This window comes from Lysinibacillus sp. fls2-241-R2A-57, assembly GCF_030209535.1.
GTDB lineage: Bacteria > Bacillota > Bacilli > Bacillales_A > Planococcaceae > Lysinibacillus.
The window spans coordinates 1-11295 of record NZ_JARVRU010000109.1; the positions used below are offsets into that span (position 1 = coordinate 1).

The 11295-nt window shown below is 37.5% G+C and carries 10 protein-coding genes and 1 pseudogene; 8 read left to right on the forward strand and 3 right to left on the reverse strand.

Going from position 1 to position 11295, the window contains the following annotated elements; all coding sequences use genetic code 11:
• Positions 1–161: 161 nt before the first annotated feature.
• Positions 162–284: a hypothetical protein gene (locus tag QRN68_RS17090; RefSeq protein WP_285398116.1), complete on the reverse strand. Its 123-nt coding sequence runs from the start codon at positions 282–284 to the stop codon at positions 162–164.
• A 223-nt stretch (positions 285–507) separates the two neighbouring features.
• On the opposite strand from QRN68_RS17090, the gene QRN68_RS17095 reads away from it, so the two are divergent.
• Positions 508–1974 (forward strand): IS1182 family transposase, encoded by a 1467-nt coding sequence (locus QRN68_RS17095; protein WP_285398117.1) that lies wholly within the window; start codon positions 508–510, stop codon positions 1972–1974.
• A 94-nt stretch (positions 1975–2068) separates the two neighbouring features.
• Positions 2069–2248 (forward strand): hypothetical protein, encoded by a 180-nt coding sequence (locus tag QRN68_RS17100; RefSeq protein WP_285398118.1) that lies wholly within the window; start codon positions 2069–2071, stop codon positions 2246–2248.
• Positions 2249–2333: 85 nt separating this feature from the next.
• Here the strand turns inward: QRN68_RS17100 and QRN68_RS17105 are convergent, their stop codons facing one another.
• Positions 2334–3020, reverse strand: a complete 687-nt coding sequence (locus QRN68_RS17105) for a LuxR C-terminal-related transcriptional regulator (protein ID WP_285398119.1) — start codon at positions 3018–3020, stop codon at positions 2334–2336.
• Positions 3021–3311: 291 nt separating this feature from the next.
• Between QRN68_RS17105 and QRN68_RS17110 the strand changes: the two genes are divergently transcribed.
• The 6 genes from QRN68_RS17110 to QRN68_RS17135 all read left to right on the forward strand — a co-directional run bounded on the left by QRN68_RS17110 (position 3312) and on the right by QRN68_RS17135 (position 10878).
• The gene (locus tag QRN68_RS17110) at positions 3312–4523 is read left to right on the forward strand and encodes an iron-containing alcohol dehydrogenase (protein ID WP_285398120.1); all 1212 of its coding nucleotides are present in this window, start codon (positions 3312–3314) and stop codon (positions 4521–4523) included.
• Positions 4524–4547: 24 nt separating this feature from the next.
• Positions 4548–5501, forward strand: coding sequence for an alpha/beta hydrolase (locus QRN68_RS17115; protein ID WP_285398121.1), 954 nt, complete (start codon positions 4548–4550; stop codon positions 5499–5501).
• Positions 5498–7138, forward strand: a complete 1641-nt coding sequence (locus QRN68_RS17120; protein ID WP_285398122.1) for a flavin-containing monooxygenase — start codon at positions 5498–5500, stop codon at positions 7136–7138. The genes QRN68_RS17115 and QRN68_RS17120 overlap by 4 nt, the downstream gene beginning before the upstream one ends.
• A gap of 51 nt (positions 7139–7189) precedes the next feature.
• Positions 7190–8608, forward strand: coding sequence for an NAD-dependent succinate-semialdehyde dehydrogenase (locus QRN68_RS17125; protein ID WP_285398123.1), 1419 nt, complete (start codon positions 7190–7192; stop codon positions 8606–8608).
• A 226-nt stretch (positions 8609–8834) separates the two neighbouring features.
• Positions 8835–10088, forward strand: a complete 1254-nt coding sequence (locus QRN68_RS17130; protein WP_285398124.1) for an MFS transporter — start codon at positions 8835–8837, stop codon at positions 10086–10088.
• A gap of 28 nt (positions 10089–10116) precedes the next feature.
• A complete protein-coding gene (locus tag QRN68_RS17135; protein WP_285398125.1) occupies positions 10117–10878 on the forward strand; it encodes an SDR family NAD(P)-dependent oxidoreductase in 762 nt (253 codons plus the stop codon).
• Between the two features lie 60 nt (positions 10879–10938).
• Here the strand turns inward: QRN68_RS17135 and QRN68_RS17140 are convergent.
• Positions 10939–11241 (reverse strand): annotated as a pseudogene (locus tag QRN68_RS17140) (MerR family transcriptional regulator); the annotation flags it as partial.
• Between the last annotated feature and the right edge of the window lie 54 nt (positions 11242–11295).

The window sequence follows — 11295 nt, forward strand, 5'->3', positions numbered from 1 at the left end:
TCAAACAAGAAAAAAGAGAAATCGAACAGCATCGATTTCTCTTTTTTCTTTAATAGCAGCTAGTTTTATCCTAGCCTCTTTCTTGTGTTGAAAAATAAAATGGTCAAGGAAATCTTTGTGAATGTTGGGGCGCTTTAGATGAAGGTGATTTCAGTTCCAGGCTACTCGCTTTTCCATGGGCGAGCATCGAGCCGCATCCTCCGCTTACGTTGTTGCTGTCGCTTCGCTTTCGCACAGATAAAACAGATTGTTGCTGTCGCTTCGCTTTCGCACAGATAAAACATTGCTGAAGTTTCGTTATATCACTATAAATTAGAGTGATATGCCAGAAGATACATGCTATGTGAAGTAGGGTGATTGGAGTGGAGACTGAGCGACTCCTTGGGGATTAGCGTCGAGGGCACTGAAAAAGTGGTTAGATAAAGGAAGTAGCGAATTTTTTCTCTACTTCCTTTTCTTTTTCATCTATAATTATTAGTATACTGTTCATTTTAGGTGGTGCTTTTTATGCTTTCCAAACAAGAAACGCTTGCTCTTAGTCCTCATATGGCAATCTATGATTTAGTTGTGCCAAAAGATAATATGCTTCGTCAAATGAAGGAATTAATTGATTTTACTTTTGTTTTAGAGGAATTAGAGACTAAATATTGTCTAGATAATGGTCGTTACGCTATTTCACCTATTCGTATGTTCAAATATTTATTACTTAAGGCAATTTATGATATTTCTGATGTTGATGTAGTAGAACGTTCTAAATATGATATGTCCTTTAAATATTTTTTAGATATGGCACCAGAAGAAGGTGTTATTGAGGCAAGTTCTTTAACAAAATTCCGTCGATTACGTTTACAAGATGTCCAATTGTTAGATTTACTCATTCACAAAACCGTAGAACTAGCTATTGCACAGGGTGTTTTAAAAAGTAAAACATTGATTGTAGACGCAACACATACGAAGGCACGCTACCAACAGAAGTCCCCGAAAGAGTTTTTACAAGAGAAATCAAAACAGGTACGAAAAGCCGTGTATCAATTCGATGAAACAATGAAATCAAAATTTCCCACTAAACCGACTTCTCAAGATATCCAAAAAGAAGTGGACTATTGTCACCAAGTCATTCAAATAATAGAAGAAAATAAGGCTATTGCTCAAATACCAAGTGTACAAGAAAAAGTAAATGTCCTCAAAGAAGTTATTGAAGATTATGAGCTTAAAATAAATTACTCAGCTGATCCTGATGCACGTGTCGGTTATAAATCTAAAGAGAATCCTTTCTTTGGTTATAAAACACATTTGGCAATGAGTGATGAAAGACTTATAACAGCAGTAGTTGTAACAACAGGTGAAAAAAGTGACGGGAATTATTTACAAGAGCTAGTAGAGAAGAGTGAGCAAGCAGGCATAGAAGTGAACACCATTCTTGGAGATACAGCGTATTCTGGTAAAGAGAATTTATTATACACAAAAAAGAAAGAGATTCAACTCATTTCAAGGCTACATCCTGTTATTACGAACGGTCAACGGAAGCAAGAAAGTAAGTTTGAGTTTAATAAAGATGCCGATTTATATGTGTGCCCTGCTGGACATTTAGCAAAGAGTAAAAGTATTAAAAAGCGTAAGAATTCCACGCAAAATACACAATTAAAATATTTCTTTGATATAGAAAAATGTAAAGTTTGTCCTTTAAAAGAAGGGTGTTATAAAGAAGGAGCGAAAACAAAAAGTTATTCGGTTTCTCTTCTGTCAAATGAACACATAGAACAAGAAGTGTTTCAGGAAACGGAATCCTTTAAACAATTGGCAAAAGAACGCTATAAAATCGAAGCAAAGAATAGTGAAATAAAAAACAGACACGGGTATAATCAAGCAAACGCCACGGGTCTATTTGGTATGCAAATACAAGCAGCCGCAACGCTATTTGTCGTGAATATGAAGAGAATTTTAAAACTAATGAACGAAAAAAGCAAAGAATAATGAAAGAAATCGGACGACCCCTTCCTAAAAAAGGATGAAATGGCGCCCGATATTTTTTTTGAGTTAAAAAATTTTAATTTTGATGAGTTTTTCAGTGCCCTCGATTAGCGTCACAGATGAGACCCTGGAGCGAGCAACGCGAGTGAAGCGGCTCATCGGACGCCCCCAGGAAGCTCTGCTCTGCGCGAAAGCGAAGCGTCAGCGGCCAAAGCGCTCAGTCGGAACGGAAATCAACCCCTCGTTTTGCCGAAGAGCCATATTGTATTTAAAATGAACCTTAATATTATTGAGATAATAGTTTTCAACAACATAAAAAGAGAAAGGTTCTCACTACATCATTATTTTTGTGCAAAATGATTTTATTGAATTAGACCTCTACGTAAGGCTTCGGCAACTCCTTGGACACGATTGAAAGCATCGAGTTTGCGAATGGCAGAACGAACATAATCTTGGACAGTAAACTCACTAATACCAATAGATGCTGCCATCTCCTTTGTACTTTCTCCCCAGGACATTTTTTGCAAAACCTCTAACTCTCTTTTACTCAGTTTCTTAGGATTGTTTGAGTAATCGTCTTTGCCGAAAATTTGCCCTAAATGCTCACCGTACAGACCTAAAGAATACATAAGACTATCCTTAACAGTAAAAGTATCTGTACTGCCCATACAAGCATATCCAACTACATGTGAATTGTCACTGAGCGGAACAACAAGCATTTCTGTTGAGACACCATTCGTATATTTTACAGGAATCTCTCGAATTAAATTTGTATCGATATGCTTCGGTTTGCGTTCTTGAATAGCAGCATAAATCGGTGGCATGTTTCGTACATCTTCTCGCCAATCCCTTAAGGAAGAAATCCCTTGCTTGTCTATTCGTAATATACCTTCTCCAACCTTGCTGAGTGTTGAATAGAAATATAGACCTACACGTGAAAATTGGAAAATATCCATGAAACCTCTAACGGCAAGAACTTGCTTATCATCAAGAGAAGTAGCAGAAGAGATCGATTGTATTTGATTTTTAATCGTTGTACTAATAAGCATAAAGACATACCTCCTCTCACTAAAACTATTAGAATATTCTCATAATATCAAAAATACTGCAGTTTGAAAATGATTAAATTCCTTTTTCCATGTTATTAATGAGGTTTATGTATATATAATGCTGAAATTGTTAATTTGAAACCCCCTATTTTTAGGGATATGTAAAAGGAGAAGAGCAAGTTATGATGGAAATGTAAACCCTTACATTGCGAGGGAGCACGGTGTAAGGGCAGGTATGATGTACATCATTTCCACAGTGTTGACTATTACTTTGAAAAGTAGGTGAGAGAAATGAATAATTCTTTTTCGGAATTTCATTTAAGAACCGCTATCTCAAGTGGAGAAGGTTCAAGGAAGCAACTTTTACAAATGATTCATGGGTTAGGTGGCAAAAGAGTTTTATTAGTAACAGATAAAGGGCTAGTTCAAGCAGGAATTGCTGATGAAATTATTAATTTGTTTCAGGGTTCAGATAGATTTATAGAATTGGTTGGTATTTTTGATGCTGTTGAACAAGATGCCAAAGCCCAAAATATTACGAAGGCTGTTCAATTTTTTAAAGATCAGCAGGCAGATACGTTGGTTGCGCTTGGTGGAGGAAGCGTGCTAGATGCTGTGAAAGGGATTAAGTGGTTGCTTGGGAAAGAAAGTGATGATATGGAGAGGGTACTGCTTAATAGTGTAAGAGAGTTTCCTCCAGAAGCAAAGCCAAGTAGCGTTCCACACATAGCCATCCCAACTACTGCTGGAACAGGCGCAGAAGTATCGCCAATGGCAGTTATTTTCAATGAAAAATTAGGTACGAAATTTGTTGTAAGAACACCTTATTTAAATGCAGATATTGCTATTTTAGATCCTGAGTTAACGGTTGGATTGCCTCCTCGGATAACGGCATTTACAGGAATGGATGCATTAACACATGCAATTGAGGGGTACTTTTCAACAACTGCCACACCATTCACAGATTCGTATGCATTGCATGCAGCTCAAATAATTGCAGAAAATCTACCGAAAGTAGTGAAAGATGGGGCCAATGTAAAAGCACGTGAAAATATGCTAATAGCCAGTGCGATGGCAATTACTGCTTTTGGCTTTGGTAATAATGGCGTGCCTGTACATAATATGGCGCATGTCTTTGGAGCAAAATTTAGAATTCCACATGGATTAGCAAACGCTGTTCTTTTACCGAATGTAATGGCTGCCATTCCTTCACTCTATTTGCCAAAAATTAAAGGCTTCGCAAAAGCGTTAGGAATCGAAAATTCATCATCAGATGATTTGGAATGTTTAAGGGAAGTTATTCAGTTCATTCGAGGTTTACGCGATGAAATAGAGATGCCAGAAACATTTTCTGAATTCGACATCCAACCTTCCGCGCTAGAGTCAATTGTTCAAGAAGTCCAAAACGATTCAGCTGCAGGAAAGTTTCTGATCCCAGCAGAAATTATTTTGAAGGTAACCAATGAAGTTTCAGCTGTAACATCGCGTAAAGTTGAACAATGATTAGGGAAAAGAGGTGAAGAACATATGCTGGACCCTCAGGCAAAAGTATTTTTAGATACTTTGAAAGGAAGACCGTCAAACTCGACGTTAACGGTTGAAGAAAATCGGGCAAAAAACAAAGAACTTCGCAAACTGGCAGGCCCTACTGAATCTGTAGCAGAGGTGCGTGACTATATGATTCCAGTAGAAGGTGGCGAAATTGGACTGAGGATTTATAAGCCAGAAGGTGAAGGTTTATTTCCTATTTTTATCTACATTCATGGTGGGGGATGGGTTTTAGGAGATCTTGAAACAGTAGATGAGCCCTGTCGGAATATCGTAAATAAAGCAAACTGTATCGTAGTATCTGTAGACTATCGTTTAGCTCCCGAGCATAAATTTCCAACGCCATTAATGGATTGCTATGCAGCGGCAAAATGGGTGTTTGAACATGCACATGAATTAAATGGAGATTCTGAAAAAATAGCTGTTGGCGGAGATAGTGCAGGTGGGAATTTGGCAGCAGCAGTTACAATGATGGCGCGAAAAAGTGGAGAATTTAATTTTGTGTCACAAGTATTAATTTATCCAGTGGTGGATTTCTCTTTTAATACCGATTCGTATGAAGAAAATGGAAAAGATTACTTTTTAACCTATGAGAGTATGGTGTGGTTTTCACAAGCATATTTGGAGAAAGAAACGGATAAAGGAAATATTTATGCAGCACCGTTACTTGCAGAAGATTTGACCAAATTACCTCCAGCGTTAGTCATCACAGCAGAATATGATCCTTTACGTGATGAAGGATTAGCATATGCAGAGCGACTAAAATCCGCAGGTGTTCCAGTAACATCGACATGTTATAAAGGCATGATACACGGATTCTTTTGGATGAGTGGAATTTTAGAACAAGGAAAAGAAGCGGTAAATGAGGTTGCTACCTATCTAGCAAACAATTTCAATAAATTAAACGTTTTCGGAAAAGAGGAGATAACATGACCAATACAAATAAGGGAGTAAATGTAGACGCAATTGTTATTGGAGCGGGCTTTGCAGGATTATATATGGTCCACCGTTTAAGAGAAGCGGGATTTTCAGTGCAGGCTTTTGAAGCAGCACCAGATGTAGGTGGCGTTTGGTATGCCAATAGATATCCTGGAGCGAGATGTGACTCAGAAAGTATTATTTATAACTACACATTCTCAGAGGAATTAATTCAGGAATGGACATGGACTTCTAGATTCCCGGAGCAAGCAGAAATTTTAAAATATTTGAGTTTTGTAGCAGATCGCTTAGATTTACGTCGTAGTATTCAGTTTAATACACGCATTGCAGCAGCACATTATGATGAAAAGCAAAAAAAGTGGCTTATTTATACGGATGAGGGAGAGAAATTAACTGCAAAGTATTTTATCACGGGTGTAGGTTGTTTATCTGCCTCGAATATTCCGAACTTTAAAGGCTTAACTAGCTTTCAGGGGCAAGCGTATCATACAGGACATTGGCCACATGAAAAGGTAGATTTTACAGGGAAACGAGTTGGTTTAATTGGGACAGGCTCAAGTGGAATCCAAGCTACGCCAGTGATTGCACAAGAAGCGGAACATCTTACTGTTTTCCAACGAACGCCAGCATATAGTACGCCTGCGAGAAACTATCCGTATGATCCAGAATTTCTGAAACAGGTGAAGGAAAACTACGCTGACATTCGTCAAAAAATTCGCTGGTCTAAAATGGGATATCTTCATACGATTGTGAATGATCGTTCCGCTCTTGAAGATTCACCGGAACAACGTAATGAAGAATATGAAAAGATTTGGGAACGAGGTGGCTTAGGGTTTAGTCAAACGTATAATGATCTTTTAGTCGATGAGGCTGCCAATGAAACAGCAAGTGAATTTATTCGCTTAAAAATTGCTGAAACAGTGAAAGATCCAAAAGTAGCTGAAAAATTACAACCAAGTTATTACTACTCGGCTAAACGACCAGTACTGGATACAAATTATTATGAAACATTTAATCGTGAGAATGTCACTCTAATTGATGTGAAATCTTCTCCAATTGTAGAAGTGACACCAAAAGGCTTAAAAACTTCTGAGCAGGAACATGAATTAGATATTCTTGTTTTTGCGACAGGTTATGATGCAATGACAGGTCCGTTATTTAAAATTGATATTCGTGGTAAAAACGGTGTATCACTGAAAGAAAAATGGGAAGATGGTACTCAAACAAGAACTTATTTAGGGCTTACAACTGCAGGATTCCCGAATATGTTTATGATTACTGGACCTGAAAGCCCATCCGTACTTTCCAATGTGCCTATATCAATTGAGCAACATGTAGAGTGGATTGGTGATTGCATGGAGCATATGCGTGAGCAAGGGATTGAAACGATTGAAGCGAAAGTGGAAGCGGAAGAAGCTTGGAGTAAGCATTGCTTTGAGTTAGCGCAAAAAACGCTTATGACAAAAGTAGACTCATGGTACACAGGAGCAAATATAGAAGGGAAATCTCGAGGATTCCTCATTTATGTAGGCGGTGTAGGTGAATATCGCAAAATTTGTGATGAAGTAGCTGCTAAAAACTACGAGAGTTTTAACCTAACTCTCAAAACAGAAAAGATACCACTTTCGTAAAATGGTGTACGTTTTTTATGACGTCTATTATGAGCAGAGGATGTGTTAGCTATGTATATTAATGGGAAGTGGATTACGACAGATACGTTGTTTGATGTTCATAATCCAGCAACTGGAGAAAAAGTGGATTCGGTATATTTTGTAGGTGAAAAAGAAACAGAGGACGCAATTAAGGCAGCAGAAAAGGCCTTTAAAGAATGGTCTTCACTTGCCGCAGAGCAACGAAGCTCATATTTATGGAAAATAGTCGAAAAGCTCAAAGAACAAAGAGAAGCATTTGCTCAAATCATTACGAAAGAAATGGGGAAAACCATTCATCATGCGAGGCAAGAGGTTGCTTCAAGTATAGCTTTCTTTCAATGGTATGCCGAAGAGGCTCGTAGAATTTATGGTGATATTGTTCCTGCATCAGCCGCTAATAAACGTATTCAAGTAATTAAGCAACCTGTAGGGGTAGTTGGAGCGATTACACCTTGGAATTTTCCGTTGTCGATGGCTGCGAGAAAACTGGGACCTGCTTTAGCAACGGGCTGCACGATTGTTTTGAAACCGTCTAAAGAAGCGCCGTTATCGTCTATTGCACTTTTTAAAATCTTTGATGAAATTGACCTTCCTGAAGGGGTAGCGAATTTAGTGATGGGTAGTTCCGGCCCTATTGCAAATACATTGATGAAAAGTAAAGCCGTTAAAAAAATTTCATTTACAGGATCTACAGAAGTAGGAAAAGTGTTAATTGGCCAATCCGCAGAAACGGTAAAACGTGTATCGATGGAGTTAGGTGGACACGCTCCGTTTATCATTTTTGATGATGCAGATCTTGAATTAGCGGTTGATGGACTGATAAAAAGTAAATTCGGTTCTAATGGCCAACAATGTGTTTGTCCAAATCGGATTTATGTACAAGAAAAAATTTATGATGAATTTTCGGAAAAGTTAAATAAAAGAGTTCGAAATATTCAGGTTGGTAACGGATTAGATGAAGGAAATGACATGGGACCTTTAATCAATGCGGAAGCACTTGAAAAAGTTCACGAACAAGTTGAAAATGCGGTGGGGTTAGGTGCTAGCATTTTAAATGGCGGAAGAAAATTATCGGATGGTCAGTATGCTCAAGGATATTTTTATGATCCAACAGTTTTAGCTAATGTTACAGATGACATGCTAATCGTAAAAGAAGAGACATTTGGGCCTGTTATTCCATTGATTAAATTCCAAACAGAGGAAGAAGTAATTCAACGAGCAAACGATATTGAATATGGATTAGCTTCGTATTTTTATACTACGGATTTATCCCGCAACTATAGGGTTTCTGAACAATTGGACTATGGGATGGTTGGGGTGAATGATGCATTACCATTCGCAGTTCAGGCACCATTTGGTGGTGTAAAAGAAAGTGGAATGGGCCGAGAAGGTGGCAAGTACGGCTTAGAGGATTATTTAGATATCAAGATGATTTCTGTGCAAATTTAGGATTACTACTAAAATCTGTTCTTGAAAGTAGGTTGAAAAGCACATTCTTTTGTGGGAGGTCACGTCCTCCCGTAGCGGAATGTGCAGTCAAGTACATATTTTGGTGAAGAGCCCAAATTTCAAAATAATAGCTTTATATAAATTTATTCCACGAAATTAAAAAGTGGAATTACCACCTTTTTTTCCGTGACACAAAGTTTTTACTAACCATGTAGGAGGAGTGCTTATGCGGTGGATTGTACTCGGTATTCTGTTTTTGGGGTTTTTAATTAACTTTGCTGATAAGAGTGTAGTTGGTCTGGCCTCGGTACCCATAATGGATGAATTAGGATTGTCCTATGCGCAATGGGGCATCATTGGCAGTAGCTTTTTTTGGATTTTTCCTATTGCTGCCATTGTAATTGGTGCACTGACAGATAAATTCGGCTCTAAAAAAATGATTACTATTATGCTATTAGTATGGTCTGTGCTTCAATTTGGAGGCTATGTGATTGTTGGATTTTCTACACTTCTGTTGTATCGCATTTTACTTGGTATGGCTGAAGGCGGCTATGCACCTGCCTCTTTACGTCTATTATTCTCTTATTTTCCAACTGAAATGCGAGCGAGGGTTACGACTATTTTTACATCAGGTGCAACAATTGGAGCTTATGCTGTTGCACCAATAGTTGTGTTTTTAATTCAAGCATTTGGTTGGAGACATACATTTGCCATGATGGGGGTAGCTAGTCTCGTATTACTTATTGTATGGGTGTTTGTTGTGCCTAAAAAGAGTCCAACACTTTATGAAGAAGTAGAAGTAGTAGAAACACCAAAAAACAAAGTGACGTGGGCAGAATTATACCCAGTATTATTGTCTAGAACATGCTTATTTACACTCTTTGCAACGTTTGGTTATTTCTGTTTATCTAGTTGGATGCAAATTTGGATGCCTTTATACTTTACACAAGTTGTTAAATTGTCTGAAATGAATATGGCATACTCTACGTTGATGATTGGTGGATCATCTGTATTTATCGCTTTCTTAATGGCATGGATTTCTGACAAAGTGTTTAAGAAAACTAAGAGTATTCGGAGAGCACGTGTTGGTGTAACTGGGGCTGGAATGTTAGTAGGTTCTTTATTCTTCGCTTCACTTTATTTTATTCATACTCCAATATGGTCGGTTATTGCAATTAGTTTAGCGTATGGCTTAGGATACCTTATACTTTCAACATCACATATTATCATGAGTCATCAACTGCCAGAACGTACTTCAACTTTATCAGGTATTATCGTGGCCTTCCAAAATGTAGCTGCGGCAATAAGCCCAATTTTAACAGGTTTTATTATTGAAATGGTTGGGAAAGACCATTTAGCACAAGGATTTAACTATTCATTTTTAATGGTTGCAGGAATTATTTTTATTGTAGCTATCTTGTTTATTGCTTTAGTACATCCAGATCGAAAAAAAGCAGACGTGCAAGAAGCTGTAAATTAAAAATTTGCAAGATACGAGGAGTGGGGATATGGAATTTACAGAAAAAGTTGTGTTGGTTACAGGTGCAGCTGGAGGTATTGGTAAAGAAACTGCTAAACTATTCGCTTCTCACGGAGCAAAGCTAGTATTGGTTGATTTGGATAAGAAAGCGTTAGATGCACTTGTCGATGAATTGCAGCTAGAAGATTATTTAATCCAAGAAGCAGATGTTACAAACGAACAGCAAGTAGAAAATTTTGTGCAAAATACAAAAGCTAAATTCGGAAAAATTGATGTATTTTTTAATAATGCAGGCATAGAAGGAAAAGACGCTTCTATTATCGAAACAACTGCTGAAGATTTAGAGAAAGTGCTAAATGTAAATATTAAAGGTGTTTTCTTTGGCTTAAAACATGTGTTGGCGCTGATGGTGGAACAAGGATATGGCAGTGTGATCAATTCAGCGTCTATTACAGGGCTTCGAGGTGCTAGAGGACTTGCACCATATTCAGCATCCAAACATGCAGTTATCAGCTTATCAAAATCAGCAGCATTAGAAGTTGTAGATGCTGGAGTTCGTGTAAACGCTATTTGTCCTGGCTATGTAGATACACGTATGATGCTTGCCATTGAAGAAGGTAAAGCATCTGGACAAGCACAGCAATTAAGAGCAAAGACAATGGAGAATGTCCCAATGAAACGTTATGCGAAGCCAGAAGAAATAGCTAATCTCGTGTTATTTTTAGCCTCAGATGCGTCCTCCTATATTACGGGAAGTCAATATGTGATTGATGGCGGTCTTCTAGCATAATAATGGCTCATCACCAACTTTTGGTGATGAGCCATTATTAAATTCCGAGAAATAATTTTTCTATACTGTGTCATTATTTTCTATACATATTTGAATTTGACAACTATAAGATTCTGTATTAAAGAAATCGTTATATAACTCCACTTCCATGAAGCTTTTTACCTTTAAATTATGCTCTTTTACATATTTAATTATTTTATTTCTACGCTCATCTTCATTTTCTCTACTATAAGCTATCGTTAAATACTTTCCTTTTGGTAATATTTTTATATTTTGTTCAGCTTCTAAAGTGGCATTTCCTTGAAGTCTACTAAAAACATACATTGGTACTACATTCGACTCTGCCTTAACGTTGTAGAGGATGATGTTAGTCTAAATAATGGACACAGAGAATTGGGAGTTTATAAAGTATAATAA